Origin of the sequence: Streptomyces sp. AN091965 (assembly GCF_022698285.1) — a bacterium.
Classification (GTDB): Bacteria; Actinomycetota; Actinomycetes; order Streptomycetales; family Streptomycetaceae; genus Streptomyces.
In genome coordinates, this window is record NZ_JALDMY010000001.1 from 2,287,743 (window position 1) to 2,305,114 (window position 17,372).

Below are 17,372 nucleotides of genomic sequence, written 5' to 3' on the forward strand. Positions count from 1 at the left end.
GTGACCACCGACCCTGAGCGTCCCGTGGTCCCGGAAGAACTCGCAGAGTTACGTCGGGGCTTGGACGTGGGTCTCGCCCGCGTCGACGGACAGCTCGCGTTACTCACCCAGCGCGACCTTCAGCACACCAAGGACCAGGACGACCTGTCCGTACGGCTCGCGGCCCTGGAACACACCCGTTGGCCGCTGCCCGCCCTCGCCGCGCTCACCGCGGTCGGTGCGCTCGCCGTGGCGGTCTGGCAGGCCCTCGGACACTAGCCCGGGGCCGCGTCCGAGCGGTCAGCGCGCGTCCTCGCCGAGGCGCAGATGGTGCAGCAGGAGGAGCGCCGCCGCCATGTTGGCGGCCGGGACCTCGCCGCGCGCCACCATGTCGGGAACGAGCTTGAGCGGCACCCACTCGCGTCGGTCCGACTCGAAGTCGTCCTCGGGGTGGCCGATGTAGGTCCCCTCGTCCGACCAGTAGATGTGGTGCCGGGCGTCCGTGAGCCCGTTGGACGGCTCGACGCTCATCAGGTGTCGCAGGGGCCCCGGCCGCCAGCCGGTCTCCTCCTCCATCTCACGCGCGGCCGCGTCGGCGATGTCCTCTCCGTCCTCCACCACCCCCGCCGCGAGCTCCCAGCCCCAGCTGTCGGTGATGAAGCGGTGCCGCCACAGGAGCAGCACCTCGTTGGCCTCGTTGACCACCGTGGCGATCGCCACCGGACGGAGCCTTATCAGGAAGTGGTCGAGGTGCCGGCCGTCCGGCAGCTCGACGTCTGCGAGATTGACGGTGAACCATCGGTTTCCATACACAGTCTGTTCGCTCTGTTTCGTCCACTGCACGGTTCTGCCACCTTCCGCCGAGTAGATGGCAATATCGCAGCAGGAGGGTGGGAGAGCACTCGGCGCACGGCGGAGCGACGTAGCACGTGTCAGGCGTCGTTCCGCCCCCGCGCCCCCGATGTCACGACGTCACGGCGTCACGGAGAACCGCGCCGCACCGCGCCCCCGCTCCTCACAGCGGCACCCGCAGCGCCCCGTCGATCAGCTCCGCGGCCTCGGCCGTGCCCGCGCAGTCGCTGCGGACCAGGTACTCGCGCACCGCGCGCAGCCGGTCGCGCAGGCGCTGGGACTCCATCCCGCGCGCCTGCTCCGCCATCTCCACCGCCGTGGCCACCGCCTCGTCGGTGTTGCCCTGGCGCAGCTCGATCTGGCTGAGCATCGCGAGCCGGTGCACCCGGCCCCGGTCGTGCGCCGGGGTGTCCACCGCGGCGGCGGCGTGTTCCCGCGCCGCCGCGAGATCGCCGAGGCTGAGCAGCGCCTCCGCCACCTGCACATTGACCAGGCCCGGCTGGACATAGCCCGTCTCGTCCGGCTCCCGGCCGCGCCGGATGCGCTCGGCGGCCACCTCGGCCCGCCGGATGCAGGACAGCGCGCTGCTGCCGTCGCCCAGGTGCGCGTACGCCTTGGCCTGCATGGCGTACAGATCGGACGCGAGGGCGGGCGTGATGTCCCGGCCCGCGGCGCGCAGCGCGGCCTCCGCGAAGGCCACCGCCTGGCGGTACTCGCGCATGAAGAGGGACTGGTTGACGAGCAGCGCGATCACGTACGCGCCGAGCCCCCGGTCCCCGCTGGCCTTCGCCAGGCGCAGCGCCTGGTGGAAGTAGCGCTGGGCGAGGCCGTGCGCGTCCGAGTCGTAGGCACAGATGCCCGCTATCGCCACCAGGCCGCCGGTCGCGCGGTGCAGCTGACGCCCCATCGCGTCGGTGTAGCTGCCGCGGAGCAGCGGCGCCGCCTCCGCGTTGAGGAAGCCGACGATGCGGGTGCGGGTCGCGATGCCACCGGTTTTGCGGTACATCTGCTCGTAGTGCGTACGGGCCGCGCGCAGCATCTCCAGGTCCGCCATGCTCACCGGGTGCCGGCCGCCGCGCGAGACGTCCGTGTCCTCGGGCGGGTTCTCCCACTCCCACACCGGCATCACGGCGGGCGTCCCGGTCACCGCGGGCGCGCCGAGCAGATGCGGGCGCTGCTGCTCGTCCGACCGCCACAGCGCCGTCGCCCGCTCGACGAACCCGGAGAGCGTGGAGGCCATCGAGCCCCCGCGCAGGGCCGGGCCGCCGGGCACCCCGAGGCCGATGTCGTCGAGCGTGACGGTGCGCTGCAGCCGCGCGGCGAGCACCTCGCAGATCAGGTCGGGCACCTGGCCGCGCGGGCGCTGGCCCTTCAACCAGCGGGCCACCGCGGTGTGTTCGTATCTCAGGGAGAGACCGCGGGCCTTGCCGACCTGGTTCACATGGGCGGCAAGGCCCGCGTGCGAGATGCCGGCTTCGTCGAGGATCGCGTCGAGCAGGGTGTTGGGCTGCATGGATGCCCCTCCGATGGCTCGGTGCGCCCAGCCTAGTGGAGCGCCCTTCACACGGGGTGTGAACGGAGTGCTCGCATCCGGGGGGCACGCGCTCTGCCGCACGGGGCGCGCGGTCGGTTGACTGAGGGTCCTCACCAGGAGGCGGCCGGGCCGTCGGCTCCCCCCTCACTCAGCGCGGCGGCCCCTGTCGGCGCCGTCCGTTCGTCCGTCGTCTGCCCGGCAGTTCCGCGACGGCACGGGCGGCGCGGGCCGCACCACACCGGGCGGTGTTCAGCTCATGGTGCGGGCGCACCGCCCGGTCTCCGTCTGCTGCCGGGGGACCCTCTTGCGGTCGTTGCGCAGCACGAGCAGCGCCGCGTCGTCGGACGGGAGGCGGCCGATGTGCCGCAGGAGCCGGGCGTACACGGACTGGATCACCTGCTGCGGCGACACCGGCTGGGTCCTGGCCGCCTCGCCGAGCACGGCCTGGAGCGGGAAGAACCGCCCGGATCCGTCGCGCGCGTCCTCCACGCCGTCCGTGTGCAGCACCAGGACGTCGCCCGGCAGCAGCCTGCCGCAGAGCTGCACGGGCAGTTCGGCGGGCAGCGGGAAGGGGCCGAGCGGCGGCAGCGGCTCACCGCCGGACAGGAGCTGGGCGCGGCCGCGCAGCCGATAGGGCCACGGGTGGCCGCAGTTGAGCGCCCACACCTCGCCGTCCTGGCCGATCTCCACCAGGAGGACGGTCACGAACTCCTCGGCGACCGGGCTCTCCGGCGCCGCCGCGCCGCTCGCCGGGTGCTCGGCGCGGGAGCGCTCCCGCAAGTGCCGGGCCAGGGCCCGCTCCAGGCGCCGCAGCACCTGCGGCAGTTCGGGCTCGTCGTGGGCGGCCTCGCGGAAGCTGCCGAGCACGGCGGCGACGGTGCCGATCGCGGCGAGGCCGTGGCCGCGCACGTCGCCCATGACGAGGCGGACGCCGTGGTCGGTGGCGGCGACCTCGTACAGATCGCCGCCGACGGAGGCCCCCAGCGAGGCGGAGAGGCGGCCCGCGGCCAGCGCGAGCCCGTCGACGCGCGGCGGCAGCGGCCGCAGCAGGACGTTCTGCGCGGCGCCCGCGACCTCGCGGATCTGCCGCAACTCCCGGATCAGCGCGTGCCGCACCTGGAATATGAGTCCCGTACCGACGGCGAAGAAGACGGCGCTGGTGACGATCCGCGCCCCCAGGCCGTGTTGCTGCGCGAGCGGACAGACCAGTTTGTACGTGATGGCGACGGCGCCCCACACCGTCGGCAGGCCGAGCGCGAGCGCCCGCCGCAGCCGACGGCGGCACGGTCGCTCGAACGTCGCTGACGGACGCTCGTCGCCTCCGTCGCCACAACCGTGGGCCCGCCGCCGCGGTCCGCGCCGGGTCCCGGCGCCGCGGCGGGGCGTACGAGGCTTGATGAGGATCATGCCGACGGCCCCCCTAAGGCCCGGTTCAGCGTGCGGGCCGTGTACGGGACCGGTCCCCACGGCCGGATTGATTCTGTCGACCGGGTGGCCGGATCGGGTCAGATCACCGGCAGTTGTCACTCAAACGAGTGAGCGGGCTCAGGGTGCCCCCGGGTACGCCGGAGGGGGCGCATCCGCTTTCGCGGACACGCCCCCTCAGTAGCGCTTGTATGCGCCGGGCCGGTACTAGGCCCCGCGCAGCACCGCGCCGGTCGTCTCGGCGGCGCGCGCCACGGCCGCGTCACGAGCGGCCGAGGCCTCCTCGACCGTCAGCGTGCGGTCGGCGGCGCGGAAGCGCAGCGCGTACGCGAGCGACTTCTTGCCCTCGCCCAGCTGCTCGCCGGTGAAGACGTCGAACAGGCGGATGTCCTCGAGCAGTTCACCCGCACCGTCGCGCAGATACGCCTCGACGACGGCCGCGGGGACGTCCTGGTCGACGACCAGGGCGACGTCCTGCGTGGCCACCGGGAAGGCCGAGATGCGCGGCGCCCGCAGCGAGCCCTCGCCCGCCTCCTGGAGCAGGTCCAGGTTCAGCTCCATCGCGCAGGTGCGGGCGGGCAGGCCCAGCGCCTTGGTGACGCGCGGGTGCAGCTCGCCCGCGTGACCGATGGAGACCAGGTCGCCCTGCTCGCCGTTCGGCCCCTCGGCGCTGTCCAGGAACACCAGGAGCTCGGCGCAGCGGCCCGGGTGCCAGGGGCCGTACTGGCCCTGCTGGACGATGAGTTCGGCACCGGCCTCGTGGGCCAGGGTGCGCGCCGACTCGACGGCGTCCGCCCAGTCGGCCTGCCGGCCCTTGCCCCACCAGCCGGACCGCTCGCGGGCGCCCGCGAGCACGACCGCGGCGTGCCGCGGCTGCTCGGGCAGGGCGCTGTTGAGCGCGGCGATCTCCTCGTCCGTGGGACGCCGGCCCGCGGGCAGGTCCGCCGGAACGCCCGCCGCGTCGGCGTGCGGGTGGAAGACCAGGCCGGTCTCGAACAGGGCCAGGTCGTGGCTGCCCCGCCCGTCGTTGCGGCGCAGCGTGGCGAGGAGGCCGGGGAGCAGCGTCGTACGGAGCGCGGGCTCCTCGTCCGACAGCGGGTTGACGAGCTTGACGACGCGGCGGTTCGGGTCGTCGGCGTCCAGGCCGAGCTGGTCGAAGACCTGCTCGCTCACGAACGGGTAGTTCGGCGCCTCGACGAAACCGGCGCCCGCGAGCGCGCGCCCGGCCCTGCGGTGCAGCCGCTGCCGCTCGGTCAGACCGCGCCCGGCCGGGGGCTTGGGCAGCGTCGAGGGCAGGTTCTCGTACCCCTCGAGGCGGATGACCTCCTCGGCGAGGTCGTTGACCTCGGCGAGGTCGGGGCGCCACGACGGCACGGTGACGGTCAGGACGTCCTGGCCGTACACGTCGCAGCCGACCTGCTGGAGGCGGCGCACGACCGTCTCGCGGCCGTACGTGACACCCGCGACGCGGTCCGGGTGGTCGGCGGGCATCGTGATGGTGTGCGGCGCGGAGGGCGCGATGACCTCCGTGACGCCCGCCTCCGCGGTGCCGCCCGCGAGCAGCACGAGCAGGTCGACGGTGCGCTGCGCGGCGGCGGACGCGGCCTGCGGGTCGACGCCTCGCTCGAAGCGCCGGGCCGCCTCGGAGGACAGCTTGTGGCGACGGGCGGTGCGGGCCACCGCGACCGGGTCGAAGTGCGCGGCCTCGATGACGACGTCGGTGGTGCCCTCGGCCTCGAATGGGGTCTCCCCTGCTCGAGCGGAGTCGAGAGCTTGGGGAAGGTCGGCGATCTCCGTGTTGGCGCCGCCCATGACACCGGCGAGGCCGATGGGGCCGCGCTCGTCGATGATCACCAGGTCCTCGGCGTCGAGCACGCGCCGGGCGCCGTCGAGGGTGGTGAACTTCTCGCCCTGCTCGGCACGGCGGACGCCGATGGTGCCCTGGACGCGGGAGCGGTCGTAGGCGTGCAGCGGCTGGCCGAGCTCCAGCATCACGTAGTTGGTGACGTCGACGGCCAGCGAGATCGGGCGCATGCCCGCCTTCTGCAGGCGGCGCTGGAGCCAGATCGGCGAGCGGGCGTCGGGGCTGAGCCCGGTGACGGTGCGCGCGGTGAAGCGGTCGCAGCCGGCCGGGTCGCTGACCTGCACCGGGTACCCGAACGAGTTCGGGGCCGGGACGTCGAGCAGCGCCGGGTCGCGCAGCGGCAGGCCGTACGCGGTGGCCGCCTCACGGGCGACGCCGCGCAGCGACAGGCAGTAGCCGCGGTCGGGCGTGACGGCGATGTCCAGGACCTCGTCGACGAGTTCGAGCAGCTCGATGGCGTCGGTGCCGGCCTCGTGCTCGGGCGGGAGCACGATGATGCCGCCGCTGCCGTCGTCGCCCATGCCCAGCTCGTCACCGGAGCAGATCATGCCGTGCGACGTCTTGCCGTACGTCTTGCGCGCGGAGATGGCGAAGCCGCCGGGCAGCTCGGCGCCGGGCAGGACCACGACGACCTTGTCGCCCACGGCGAAGTTCCGGGCGCCGCAGACGATCTCCTGCGGCGCGCCCGTGCCGTTGGCCGTGCCGACGTCCACGGTGCAGAAGCGGATGGGCTTCTTGAAGCCCTCCAGCTCCTCGATGGTGAGGACCTTGCCGACGACGAGGGGGCCCTTCAGGCCCGCGCCGAGCTGTTCGACGGACTCGACTTCGAGGCCCGCGGAAATCAGCTTGGCCTGCACGTCGCGGCCGGTCTCGGTGGCGGGGAGGTCGACGTACTCCCGCAGCCAGGAAAGCGGGATGCGCATCAGATCTCCGTCCCGAACGGCCGGGTGAAGCGGACGTCACCCTCGACCATGTCTCGCATGTCTTCGACGTTGTGGCGGAACATCAGCATCCGCTCGATGCCGAACCCGAAGGCGAATCCGCTGTACTTCTCGGGGTCCACACCGCAGGCGGCCAGCACCTTCGGGTTGACCATGCCGCAGCCGCCGAGCTCGATCCAGCCCTCGGACGAGCAGGTGCGGCAGGGCCGGTCGGCGTTGCCCACGGACTCGCCGCGGCACACGTAGCAGACCATGTCCATCTCGGCGGACGGCTCGGTGAACGGGAAGAAGTTCGGCCGCAGGCGGGTCTTCATGCCCTCGCCGCCGAACAGCTCCTGCACCATGTGGTCCAGGGTGCCCTTGAGGTCCGCCATGGTCAGGCCCTCGTCCACGGCGAGCAGCTCGACCTGGTGGAAGACCGGGGTGTGGGTGGCGTCCAGCTCGTCGGTGCGGTACACGCGGCCGGGGCAGATCACGTAGACCGGCGGCTCGCGGTCGATGAGCGAGCGGATCTGCACGGGCGAGGTGTGCGTGCGCAGCACGACGCCGGAGTCGACGGAGCCGTCCGCGCCTTCGATGAAGAACGTGTCCTGCTCACCGCGCGCGGGGTGGTCCGGGCCGATGTTCAGGGCGTCGAAGTTGAACCACTCGGCCTCGGCCTCGGGGCCCTCCGCGACCGCGTAGCCCATGGCGACGAAGATGTCCTCGATGCGCTCGGACAGCGTGGTCAGCGGGTGCCGGGCGCCGGGCGCGACGCGGTCGTGGGGCAGCGTGACGTCCACCGCCTCCTCGACCAGGACGCGGGCGTCACGCTCGGCCTCCAGCTCGGCCTGGCGGGCGGCGAGCGCCTTGTTCACGGCGCCGCGGGCCATGCCCACGCGCTTGCCCGCCTCGGCCTTGGCCTGCGGGGGCAGCGCGCCGATCTCGCGGTTGGCGAGCGAGAGGGGCGAGGTGCCGCCGCAGTGCGCGGTCTTCGCCTCCTGGAGCTGGTCGAGGTCGGCGGCGGCCGCGAAGGCGGCGAGCGCCTCGTCCCGCACGCGCTCGATCTCTTCAGGTTTCAGTGCCTCGACCTCGACAGGGTCGTACGACTTGTTCGGTGCCGACATCTCTTCCCGTGCTTCCGGTTGGCTGGCGGATGGTCCCCGTCAACGAGTCGGAGACGAGTTGTCCCGAAATTGGGGACACAAAGGTGCCAACGACCGAGTCTAACGGGGTGGTGGTGAACGCATGCGCCCGCGGGCTGCTCAGGGCGTCCTCACTGGAGGTACGCCGGAGCCCCCACGGGCAAGGTAAATCGGAACTGGGCGCCGCCGCTCGCCGCGCGGCCGACGGTGATCGTGCCGCCGTGTGCCTCGACGATGCCCTTCACGATGTACAACCCCAGTCCCGTCCCGCCGCGCTTGCTGCCCCGCCAGAAGCGGGTGAACACGCGGCCCATCGACTCCTCCGGAATGCCGGATCCCTCGTCGCTGACGGTGACCGCGGTGTCGGTCGCTCCCCGCACCCGCAGGGACGGCGAGGGCGCCACGTCGATGGTGACAGTTCCCTCGCCGTGGCGCACCGCGTTTTCCAGGAGGTTGCTGAGCACCTGGTCGATCTTGTCGGGGTCGGCCCACAGGTCGGGCAGGGGCTGCTGGAGGCGGACGAGGAAGCGGTCCGCGTCCTGTCCCGCGGCGACGTGGGCCTGGATGTGGCGCCCGACGGCGGCCCCGATGTCGACGGGCTGGCGGCGCAGCTCCAGGCGGCCCGAGTCGATGCGCGAGATGTCGAGGAGCTCGGCGATCAGCCGGGTCACCCGGTTCGCGTCGGCGTCGACGGTCTCCAGCATCAGCCGCTTCTGGTCGTCGGTGAACCGCTCCCACTTGGCGAGCAGCGTGGCGGTGAAGCCCTTCACGGACGTCAGCGGGGAGCGCAGTTCGTGGGCGACCGTCGCGATCAGCTCGGCGTGGCTGCGCTCGGTGCGCCGCCGGGCCTCGGTGTCGCGCAGCGAGACGACGAGGCGGCTCAGCGGGCCCTTCGGCCGCGACCGTACGTACCGGGCGGAGACGAGCACTTCCCGGCCGCCGGGCAGCAGCAGATTGCGCTCGGGCTGGGCGACGCGCGTGACGAGGCCTCCATAGGGGTCGGTCACCTGCCACCACCGGCGTCCTTCGAGGTCCTCCAGGGGCAGGGCGCTCTCGATGCGGATGCCGAGCGCGTCGGCGGCGCGCACCGCGGTGATGCGCGCCGCGGCGGCGTTGAAGCAGATGACGCGCCCGCTCTCGTCGGCGACGACGAGGCCGTCGGGCAGGTCGTCCGGGTCGATGCCGAGCTCTCCGAGACCGGGGCCCGCCGGGCCCGCGTGGCCCGCGGGAGTGCACAGGATGCCCCGCACTCCCGGTGCTCTGCTCGTGCCGACGCTCATTCCCCTTGTTCCCGCCTCTCGGAGCCGGCGCAGTGGGCCCCCGAGCCCGACACACTACTAGCCGGGGGTGACGGAGCGGCACCCTCCGGCGGCACGCTGTGCACGGGCGGACGCATAGAGGCATACGGCTGCCGCGGTCGCGAGGTTCAGGCTCTCCGCGCTGCCGTGGATCGGAACGCGCACCACGGCGTCGGCGAGTGCGCGGGTCTCCTCCGGCAGCCCCCAGGCCTCGTTGCCGAAGATCCAGGCGGTCTCGGTGCCCATGGTGCCCTGGTCGAGCTCGGCGTCCAGATCGTCCTCGCCCGCGCCGTCCGCGGCGAGCACGCGTACGCCTGCCGCCTTCAGACCGCGTACGGCCTGCTCGACGGGGACGCCCACGGCCACCGGCAGATGGAAGTGCGAGCCGACGGAGGCGCGCACCGCCTTGGGGTTGTACAGGTCCACGGACGCGTCGGTGAGCACCACCGCGTCGGCGCCCGCGGCGTCCGCGCAGCGCAGCACGGTGCCCGCGTTCCCGGGGTCGCGCACGTGCGCGAGCACGGCCACCAGCTTGGGGCGGCCGGCGAGGATCTCCTCGAACGGCACGTCGAGGAAGCGGCACACCCCGACGAGCCCCTGCGGAGTGACGGTGGTCGAGATGTCGGCGATCACGCTCTCGTCGGCGAGGTGCACCCGCGCCCCGGCGGCGCGCGCGTCCGCCACGATGTCCGCGTACCGCTCGGCGGCCTCGACGGTCGTGAACAGCTCCACGAGCGTGGCCTGCCCGCCGCCGCGGTGCCCGGCCGCCTCCCGCACCGCCTGCGGACCCTCCGCGAGGAAGAGCCGCTCCTTCCCCCGGAAGTTCCGCTTGCCAAGCCGCCGCGCGCCACTGACGCGCGGCGAACGCGGGGAGATCAGTTCGGGACCGTGTGCCATCAAGTCGCTTTCCGCTGTACGGGGTGGGGGCAGGGGCGTTCTGCCGCCCCGGGCCGGGTTCACTCACCGCCGCGACGGCGCTCGGCCGGGACGGCGGGGACCGGCGGTGCCGAACCAGCCGCGGCATCGTGCGGCGGGGTACGGCCAAACGTGACTGGACCCGCAGGCCGGGTGGCCTGCGGGTCCAGTCACACTCGCTCAGCTCAGTGCAACGTCACGCGGCCTTGGGGGCGTTGACGTCGGAAGGCAGCGCCTTCTGCGCGACCTCGACGAGCGCCGCGAAGGCGTTGGCGTCGTTGACGGCCAGCTCGGCCAGGATCTTGCGGTCCACCTCGATGTTGGCGGCCTTCAGACCCTGGATGAAGCGGTTGTAGGTGATGCCGTTGGCGCGGGCAGCGGCGTTGATGCGCTGGATCCACAGCTGACGGAAGTCGCCCTTGCGCTTCTTGCGGTCGTTGTAGTTGTAGACGAGGGAGTGGGTGACCTGCTCCTTCGCCTTGCGGTACAGGCGCGACCGCTGGCCGCGGTAGCCGCTGGCCTGCTCGAGGATCGCCCGACGCTTCTTGTGGGCGTTGACTGCCCGCTTGACGCGTGCCACTTGTTAACTCCTTGTAGCGGGGCCGTGGTGGTCGTCACACGGCCCGATTCGACTGATGTCCCGGTCCTGGCGTCGCGTGACCCCCGTCACCGGGGGTCGCGACGTCACTTGCCGAGAAGCTTCTTGATCTTCTTGGCGTCGCCCGGGGCCATCTCGGCGTTGCCGGTGAGGCGACGCGTCAGACGGGACGACTTGTGCTCGAGCAGGTGGCGCTTGCCGGCGCGCTCGCGGAGCACCTTGCCGGAGCCGGTGATCTTGAAGCGCTTGCTGGCACCGCTGTGCGTCTTGTTCTTCGGCATAGCGCCGTTCTCTCCTCGTCAGTGGCGCTCCGATGCCCGGTCGCGAAACCGGGCATCCGGGAGCGTCATGTGTTCGGTTGGCATCCCTGGACTCGCGTCCGGGGATCAGGCCTCGGCGGGGGCCTCGGCCGGGGCCTCGGCGGGAGCCTCGGAAAGCTCGCCCTCGGCGGCGTTCTGCGACTTGCCGGGGTTGGCCTTCGCGTCCGCCTTGCGGGCCGCCTGGGCCTCACGGGCCTCGGCCATCGCCTCGGTCTTCTTCTTGTGCGGACCGAGGACCATGATCATGTTGCGGCCGTCCTGCTTCGGGTTCGACTCGATGAACCCGAGGTCCTGGACGTCCTCGGCGAGGCGCTGCAGCAGTCGGTAGCCGAGCTCCGGCCGGGACTGCTCGCGACCACGGAACATGATCGTGATCTTGACCTTGTCGCCCTGCTTGAGGAACCGGACGACGTGACCCTTCTTGGTGTCGTAGTCGTGCGGGTCGATCTTCGGCCGGAGCTTCATCTCCTTGATGACCGTGTGCGCCTGGTTCTTGCGCGCCTCACGGGCCTTCATGGCCGACTCGTACTTGAACTTCCCGTAGTCCATGAGCTTGCACACGGGCGGACGGGCGTTCGCCGCGACCTCGACCAGGTCCAGGTCGTACTCCTGCGCAAGCTCCAGGGCCTTGGCAAGCGGGACAATCCCGACCTGCTCGCCGCTGGGACCGACAAGTCGCACCTCGGGAACGCGAATCCGGTCGTTGATGCGGGGCTCGGCGCTGATGGATCCTCCTCGGTAGCACCACGCGACGGTCTGGCGGACAGCCGCGTAACGTCTGTTTTCTCGACCAACCCGTCGGAGGCACAAAAAATGCCCCGGCTGGTCACAGCGGGGCTCCACACAACTACCGGAGCACCTCCGTGGTGACCACGGGGCGCATCGGGCGGGCCTGCACGCTCGGTGCGGTCCGCCTGACCGGTGACCCGCCGCTCGGGGAGCGGCCAGGTGGGAGTTCGGAGCCTCCACTTGTGGGCCGGATCCCTCGGTCATCCGTGGGCGTCCGGCCGGTCGTCACCCAAGGTTAGCAGCTCCCGGGGGGTGGGGCTAACGGCTCGCGGGCGGCTCTAGGGTGTGGGACATGAGTGACACAAGCCCCACGCCCTCCCCGACCCCTTCGGCCGCCTCCGCCGAGAGCCCCGACTTCGACGCCATGACCCGCGACATCGCGGACGTGCCCGCGGTCGAGGTGATCACGACGGTCGCGGTGCACCTGATGAGCGCGGCGGCGGTGAACCTGGGCCTGGCCGAGGAGGGCGAGACCCACAAGGACCTGGACGAGGCCCGCAAGCTCATCCAGGCCCTGGCCGGTCTGCTGGACGCGAGCGCGACGGAGGTCAGCTCCTTCCACGCGGCCCCGCTGCGGGACGGCCTGAAGTCGCTGCAGCTGGCGTTCCGCGAGTCCTCCGTGGTGCCGGACGCGCCGGGGCAGGGCCCTGGCGAGAAGTACACGGGGCCGGTGTTCGGCTAGCCGTCAGCGTACGTAGAGGGGCTCGCCCGGTGGCGTCGCCTCGGCCGGCAGCAGTGCCAGGTCGAGGCCGCGCACCAGGCGGGCCCTCAGTGTTTCGTCGGCGGCGAGGGCCTCGGCCAGGCGCCGGGCGGCCTCGGCCGGGGCGGCGCCCGGGGCGAGGACCAGGGCGAGGGTGCCGTCGGCCGTGCCCGGGCCGAGGTGGGCGCGGAGCACGGCGGGCTCGGCGGCGACCGCGGTGCGCACGGCCTCCCGCACGGCCGGGTCGGTGAGCGCGTCGGCGCTGTGGCGGCCCTCGGCGAGGGCGATGAGCGCGGCGCGGTTCAGCTCGTAGGGGACGGGGCCCGCGAGGTCGAGGACGATCGTGTCGGCCTTCTCGTGGGCGGCCGCCTGGAGGGCCTGGTGCAGCGGTACGGCGACGGGGCGGGCGGCCGGGTCCCACAGGGCGAGGGCCTCGGTGGAGGTGAAGGCGGGCAGCGCGGTGCGCTTGCCCGCCTTGAGCGTGGGCACCGCCATGTCGCTCGTCTTCTCCCGGCGCAGGCCGCCCCCCCGTCTCCCGCCACCACCCTTGTTCAGAGCTTCGCGCCCCTCTTGATCGCCCTCCTCGACCTCGCCGAGGACGGCGACGACCGGCACGAGGAGCCTGGCGTTCGCCAGGGCCTTCAGGACCGGACCGTGGGCAGTTCGGTCCTGGGACCACGCCTCCAGGGCCGCGCGCAGCTCCGGAGCCGCGGAGCCGTCGTCGTCGGAGAAGCCGGGGTCGGGGATGTTCTTTGTCTGCACGCCGTCGACACTAGCCCGCCGCTTCGCGGCAGGAGTCGCCCACCCACCCGCCCGTTCCTCGGCGCCGCGGGGCGCGGCTCGCCAAGCGCTGCTCAGCGGCGGCGCGGGCGCCCTCGCCAGAGGTAGGCGGCCGCCGCGAGCAGGGCCACGCCTGCGGCTCCGGCCACGGGGCCCAGCCGGCCCGATGACGTGGCGTCGTCCGGCGCCTCGTCGGGGCCCGGGCCGAAGTACTTCTCGGCGTACGTCCCGCCGTGGGCCCTGGCCCGCAGGGAGTCCGGCTTCAGCGCGGCGGCGCGGCCGAGCGCGGCCACGGGATCGATCAGGCCGAAGCCCCGGGAGTCGTCGCGGCCGCCCGCGGGGGCGTCCTGGGCGGTGTCCTGGAGGAGCCGCTTGACCTGCGCCGGGGAGAGGCCGGGGCGGGCGGCCCGGATCAGGGCGACCGCACCGGAGACGAAGGCGGAGGCGGCGCTGGTGCCCCAGCCCTCGTAGTACTTGCGGTCGGGGTCGGCGATGACGATGTCGTCGCCGGGGGCGCTGACCGTGGCGTACCAGCGGCGGGTGGAGAAGGAGGCCCGCGCCCCGTTCTCGTCGACGGCCGTCGCGACGATCACGCCCGGGTAGGCGGCGGGGTAGGAGACGTGGTCGCCGCGCTCGCCGCCGTTGCCCGCCGACGCGACGACGACGGCGCCCTTCTTGAGGGCGTACTGGACGGCGGCGTCCTCGCTGGGCTCGGGGTGCGCGGACTTGGAGTCGTCGCCGAGGGAGAGGTTGATGACGTCGGCGCCGTGGTCCGCGGCCCAGCGGATGCCTTCGGCGAGGGCGTTGCCGCGGGACTGGCGTGCCTTCCTGCGGGCCGGGTCGCCGTCCTCCAGGATCACGCGCACCGGCAGGATCCGGGCGCCGGGAGCGATGCCGAGCACGCCGTCGCCGCGGCCCTCGCCGTGGCCGTGCCCGGCGATGATCCCGGCCATGGCGGTGCCGTGCCGGGCCCACGTCCGGTCGCCGCGCCGGGCGCCGAAGCCCACCATGTCCTCGCCGGGCAGGACGCTGCCCCTGAGGTCGGGGTGGGAGCCGTCGACCCCGGTGTCGAGGACGGCCACGGTGACGCCCTCGCCCTTGGTGGTGCGCCAGGCCTGGCCGGTGCCCATGGCGTCGAGGGCCCACTGCTGGGCGCGGATGCCGTCGTCGGCGCGGGCGGGGGCGGCGGGCAGCAGCGCCAGGGCTCCGGCGAGGGCGGCGGCGGCAGGCGCGTGCCACCGCGTCGGCCGCTCCCGGCCCGGCGCGCCCTGCGTGCCCTGCGGGCTCGGCGTGCTCATCAAGAGGCCTCCGGGGCCGCGGTGGCGGTCTTGCGCAGGCTGCGCTCGACGCGGTCGGCGATGCCCTTGGCGTCGTGGCCGAGGCCCGCCTGGGCGGGGGCGGAGGCGGCGCCCGCCTTCATGGCGTCGGCGGCGGGTTCGGGCTCGGTGACGGCGCGGCCGTCGGCGAACCCGGAGACGGCGTAGGCGACGACGGGCGCGTCGGGCAGGACCGACAGGGTCCAGGTGGCCCGCTGCGCGTCGCCGAAGTGCGCGGCGGGGGTGCCCGGGGCGGCGTACGCGTGGGGCATCAGGTCGGTGCGCCGGTCCAGGCCCTCCTGGCCGAAGCGGGTGCGCAGCGCGTGCATGGCGGCGGCGTCCGCCTTGGTGAACAGCAGGCCCACGGTGGTGAGGTGGCTCTTCGTGGCGTCGGTGTAGGTGGCGCGCAGCAGGCGCTGGCAGCCCACGGGGGCGAGCGCCTTGCGCAGCAGCGGGTCGAAGGCCTTGGCGCAGCCGCTGTCGGGGGCGACGGCGACGCGGTTCCAGACCCGGTCGGCGCCGCCGGGGCCCGCGCCCCCGCCCTTGATGGCGGGCGGGAACAGGGCGTCGACGGGCAGGCTGTGCCAGAGCGCCCCCGCGGTGGCGTAGGTGGAGCGGGAGCTGCCCGCCGCGTCGGACTCGCCGGTGAGCCAACTCCCGGTCACGGCGCCGCCGATGAGCCCGAGCCCGAGGACGGCACAGGCCGCGGCGACGGCCGTGCGGGGCCGCAGCCAGGCAGCGACGGGGCGCAGCCGGGTGGCGGCGTCGTCGTCCAGCGCGGGCCGCGCGAAGAACACGAAGGGCCGGTGCGCGTCGGGGCGCGCCGGGGCGGCGGGGGGCTCGTCCGGGAGGCGGGCGGAGGCGGGCGGGGGCGGGGCGTCCTCGACGTCGGCCGTGGAGGGGGTCGCGGGGGCGGCGGGGGCGCGGCTCGATCTGGCGGGGCCCTCGGCGCTCCCTGCGTCCTTCCCGCCATCCGTACGGGTGTCCGGCCCGGCATCCGTGCCGGTGCCCGGCCCGGCATCCGCGCCGGTGTCCGGCTCGGTATCCGTGCCGGTCTCCGCCTCGGCCGCCTCCGCCTCGACGGCCGCCGTCCGGTCCGGCGCGGCCCGGTCGAAGGGCGCGAGCAAGTCCGCCACCGCGGCCTCGTGTTCGGCCGGGAGCGAGGGGGGCGTGAGGGCGTCCGGGGACGGGCGCGGGGGGACGACCACAGGGGGGCGTGCGTCGGGGAAGCGGGCGCTCGCCGGGGGCAGGGGCGGCTCCGCCGTGGCGCGGGAACCGGCCGGGGCGGACGCCGGGGCCGGAGGGACGGGCTCGGCGGGAGCGGCCGAAGCAGACGCCGGAGCCGGAGGGACGGGCTCGGCGAGAGCGGCCGGAGCGGACGTCGGAGCCGGAGGGACGGGCTCGGCAGGGGCGGCAGGGGCTGCGGGGGTGTCATGGGGCTTGGTCGGCAGCCGTGGTGGCGTACCGGAACGTGGGGGGACGGGGGGCCGTCGCGCCTCCGTGCTCATGCACCCCCCGTTCCGTCGCGTCGCGCGCTCCCTGCGTGCGCGTCACTTTACGGGTTGACATGAGCCCCACGGGAACCGAGTCCAGGCCACCGGGTGATCTGCCCGGAACGTCCCCCTACCCTCGGGTAGCCGGGTCTGGCAGGCTGCGCCCATGACAGGCGGAGCCGCTGACTTCACCGGAGACAGGACTGCGGACCGGGCCCGTTACGACCGGGCCACCGCACATCTCGACGCGCCGCTCGCGCTCGTCGATCTGACCGCGTTCGACGCCAACGCCGACGACTTGACGCGCCGGGCGGGCGGGAAACCCGTCCGGGTCGCGAGCAAGTCGGTGCGGTGCCGGGCCCTGCTGGAACGGGTCCTCGCGCGGGACGGGTTCGCGGGGATCATGTCGTTCACGCTCGCGGAGTCGCTGTGGCTGGCGCGCTCCGGCTTCGACGACGTCCTGCTCGCGTACCCCTCGGCGGACCGCGCCGCCTTCGCCGAGCTCGCGGCCGATCCGAAGCTGGCGGCGGCCGTGACGGTGATGGTCGACGACCCGGCGCAGCTGCGGCTCATCGAGGAGGCGCGCGGCGAGGGACGCGAAGCGGTGCGCGTGTGCCTGGAGTTGGACACCTCCCTGAGGCTGCTCGGCGGGCGGGTGCGGATCGGTACGCAGCGCTCCCCGCTGCACGAGCCCGCCCAGGTCGCCGCCCTCGCCCGGGCGATCGCGCGCAGGCCGGGCTTCCGGCTCGTCGGCGTCATGGCGTACGAGGGGCACGTCGCGGGTGTCGGGGACTCCGTCGCGGGGCACCCCGCCAAGTCCCGGGCGGTGCGGCTCATGCAGTCCGCCGCGCGCAAGGAGCTGGCGGCCCGGCGCGCGGAGACGATCCGGGCGGTGCGGGACGCCGTGCCCGGTCTGGAGTTCGTGAACGGCGGCGGCACCGGCAGCGTGCAGCACACGGCGGCCGAGGACGTGGTCACGGAGGTGGCGGCCGGATCGGGCCTGTACGTGCCGCGCCTGTTCGACAACTACACGTCGTTCAGCGGGCGCCCGGCGGCCCTCTTCGCGCAGCCGGTCGTCCGCAGGCCGGGCCGGGGCGTGGTGACGGTGCTCGGCGGCGGCTATCCGGCGTCGGGGGTCGCGGGCACGGACCGGTCACCGGTGCCGTATCTGCCCCAGGGGCTGCGGTACACCGTCCAGGAGGGCGCGGGCGAGGTGCAGACGCCGCTGCTCGGGACCGCCGCGGACGATCTGCGGATCGGTGACAAGGTGTGGTTCCGGCACGCCAAGGCCGGTGAGCTGTGCGAACGGTTCGCGGAGCTGCACCTGGTCGTGGGCGACCGGGTGACGGAGACCGTGTCGACGTACCGGGGCGAGGGCCACACCTTCCTGTGAAGCCGTGAAGCCGTGAAGCCGTGAAGCTGTGACGGCGTGAAGCCGTGCGGC

General features: G+C 73.8%; 16 protein-coding genes. 3 read left to right on the forward strand and 13 right to left on the reverse strand.

Annotation, left to right across the window (positions count from 1 at the left end):
- Nucleotides 1-258 (forward strand): hypothetical protein, encoded by a 258-nt coding sequence (locus tag MQV74_RS09245; RefSeq protein WP_242715686.1) that lies wholly within the window; start codon nt 1-3, stop codon nt 256-258.
- Between the two features lie 21 nt (nt 259-279).
- On the opposite strand, the gene MQV74_RS09250 is transcribed toward MQV74_RS09245, so the two are convergent.
- The 10 genes from MQV74_RS09250 to infC all read right to left on the reverse strand — a co-directional run bounded on the left by MQV74_RS09250 (nt 280) and on the right by infC (nt 11,576).
- On the reverse strand, nt 280-822 hold the full coding sequence (locus MQV74_RS09250) for an NUDIX hydrolase (RefSeq protein WP_242715688.1): 543 nt from the start codon (nt 820-822) through the stop codon (nt 280-282).
- A gap of 172 nt (nt 823-994) precedes the next feature.
- The gene (locus MQV74_RS09255) at nt 995-2,344 is read right to left on the reverse strand and encodes a transcriptional regulator (protein WP_242715690.1); all 1,350 of its coding nucleotides are present in this window, start codon (nt 2,342-2,344) and stop codon (nt 995-997) included.
- 270 nt (nt 2,345-2,614) lie between these two features.
- Nucleotides 2,615-3,772 carry a PP2C family protein-serine/threonine phosphatase gene (locus MQV74_RS09260; RefSeq protein WP_242715692.1) on the reverse strand — a complete coding sequence of 386 codons (1,158 nt, stop codon included), beginning with the start codon at nt 3,770-3,772 and terminating at the stop codon, nt 2,615-2,617.
- Between the two features lie 225 nt (nt 3,773-3,997).
- On the reverse strand, nt 3,998-6,577 hold the full coding sequence (gene pheT, locus MQV74_RS09265; protein WP_242715694.1) for a phenylalanine--tRNA ligase subunit beta: 2,580 nt from the start codon (nt 6,575-6,577) through the stop codon (nt 3,998-4,000).
- Nucleotides 6,577-7,701, reverse strand: a complete 1,125-nt coding sequence (gene pheS, locus MQV74_RS09270) for a phenylalanine--tRNA ligase subunit alpha (protein ID WP_242715696.1) — start codon at nt 7,699-7,701, stop codon at nt 6,577-6,579. Before pheS ends, pheT begins: the two co-directional genes overlap by 1 nt.
- A 149-nt stretch (nt 7,702-7,850) precedes the next feature.
- Entirely contained in the window at nt 7,851-8,999 is a 1,149-nt protein-coding gene (locus MQV74_RS09275) for a sensor histidine kinase (RefSeq protein WP_242715698.1), read from the reverse strand.
- A 57-nt stretch (nt 9,000-9,056) separates the two neighbouring features.
- A complete protein-coding gene (locus MQV74_RS09280; RefSeq protein WP_242715700.1) occupies nt 9,057-9,914 on the reverse strand; it encodes a TrmH family RNA methyltransferase in 858 nt (285 codons plus the stop codon).
- Between the two features lie 214 nt (nt 9,915-10,128).
- Nucleotides 10,129-10,512 (reverse strand): 50S ribosomal protein L20, encoded by a 384-nt coding sequence (gene rplT / locus MQV74_RS09285; protein ID WP_016642495.1) that lies wholly within the window; start codon nt 10,510-10,512, stop codon nt 10,129-10,131.
- Nucleotides 10,513-10,616: 104 nt separating this feature from the next.
- Complete coding sequence (rpmI, locus tag MQV74_RS09290) at nt 10,617-10,811, reverse strand: 50S ribosomal protein L35 (protein WP_030560333.1); 195 nt, start codon at nt 10,809-10,811, stop codon at nt 10,617-10,619.
- Between the two features lie 105 nt (nt 10,812-10,916).
- Nucleotides 10,917-11,576, reverse strand: a complete 660-nt coding sequence (gene infC, locus MQV74_RS09295; protein ID WP_078868995.1) for a translation initiation factor IF-3 — start codon at nt 11,574-11,576, stop codon at nt 10,917-10,919.
- Nucleotides 11,577-11,931: 355 nt separating this feature from the next.
- On the opposite strand from infC, the gene MQV74_RS09300 reads away from it, so the two are divergent.
- Entirely contained in the window at nt 11,932-12,321 is a 390-nt protein-coding gene (locus MQV74_RS09300) for a DUF1844 domain-containing protein (protein WP_138958661.1), read from the forward strand.
- A 3-nt stretch (nt 12,322-12,324) separates the two neighbouring features.
- Here the strand turns inward: MQV74_RS09300 and MQV74_RS09305 are convergent, their stop codons facing one another.
- From MQV74_RS09305 to MQV74_RS09315, 3 genes are all read right to left on the reverse strand, one after another.
- Complete coding sequence (locus MQV74_RS09305; protein ID WP_242715702.1) at nt 12,325-13,101, reverse strand: SseB family protein; 777 nt, start codon at nt 13,099-13,101, stop codon at nt 12,325-12,327.
- 92 nt (nt 13,102-13,193) lie between these two features.
- Nucleotides 13,194-14,417, reverse strand: coding sequence for a type VII secretion-associated serine protease mycosin (gene mycP, locus MQV74_RS09310; RefSeq protein WP_242715705.1), 1,224 nt, complete (start codon nt 14,415-14,417; stop codon nt 13,194-13,196).
- Nucleotides 14,417-15,571: a hypothetical protein gene (locus tag MQV74_RS09315; protein ID WP_242729396.1), complete on the reverse strand. Its 1,155-nt coding sequence runs from the start codon at nt 15,569-15,571 to the stop codon at nt 14,417-14,419. The genes mycP and MQV74_RS09315 overlap by 1 nt, the downstream gene beginning before the upstream one ends.
- A gap of 523 nt (nt 15,572-16,094) precedes the next feature.
- On the opposite strand from MQV74_RS09315, the gene MQV74_RS09320 reads away from it, so the two are divergent.
- Complete coding sequence (locus MQV74_RS09320) at nt 16,095-17,321, forward strand: amino acid deaminase/aldolase (protein WP_242715707.1); 1,227 nt, start codon at nt 16,095-16,097, stop codon at nt 17,319-17,321.
- Nucleotides 17,322-17,372: the final 51 nt, after the last annotated feature.

Excerpts from the sequence above, each read along its gene's own strand:
- MQV74_RS09255 (WP_242715690.1), bottom strand. The coding sequence starts at position 2,344 with ATGCAGCCCAACACCCTGCTCGACGCGATCCTCGACGAAGCCGGCATC.
- MQV74_RS09260 (WP_242715692.1), bottom strand. The coding sequence starts at position 3,772 with ATGATCCTCATCAAGCCTCGTACGCCCCGCCGCGGCGCCGGGACCCGG.
- pheT (WP_242715694.1), bottom strand. The coding sequence starts at position 6,577 with ATGCGCATCCCGCTTTCCTGGCTGCGGGAGTACGTCGACCTCCCCGCC.
- pheS (WP_242715696.1), bottom strand. The coding sequence starts at position 7,701 with ATGTCGGCACCGAACAAGTCGTACGACCCTGTCGAGGTCGAGGCACTG.
- MQV74_RS09275 (WP_242715698.1), bottom strand. The coding sequence starts at position 8,999 with ATGAGCGTCGGCACGAGCAGAGCACCGGGAGTGCGGGGCATCCTGTGC.
- MQV74_RS09280 (WP_242715700.1), bottom strand. The coding sequence starts at position 9,914 with ATGGCACACGGTCCCGAACTGATCTCCCCGCGTTCGCCGCGCGTCAGT.
- rpmI (WP_030560333.1), bottom strand. The coding sequence starts at position 10,811 with ATGCCGAAGAACAAGACGCACAGCGGTGCCAGCAAGCGCTTCAAGATC.
- MQV74_RS09300 (WP_138958661.1), top strand. The coding sequence starts at position 11,932 with ATGAGTGACACAAGCCCCACGCCCTCCCCGACCCCTTCGGCCGCCTCC.
- mycP (WP_242715705.1), bottom strand. The coding sequence starts at position 14,417 with ATGAGCACGCCGAGCCCGCAGGGCACGCAGGGCGCGCCGGGCCGGGAG.
- MQV74_RS09320 (WP_242715707.1), top strand. The coding sequence starts at position 16,095 with ATGACAGGCGGAGCCGCTGACTTCACCGGAGACAGGACTGCGGACCGG.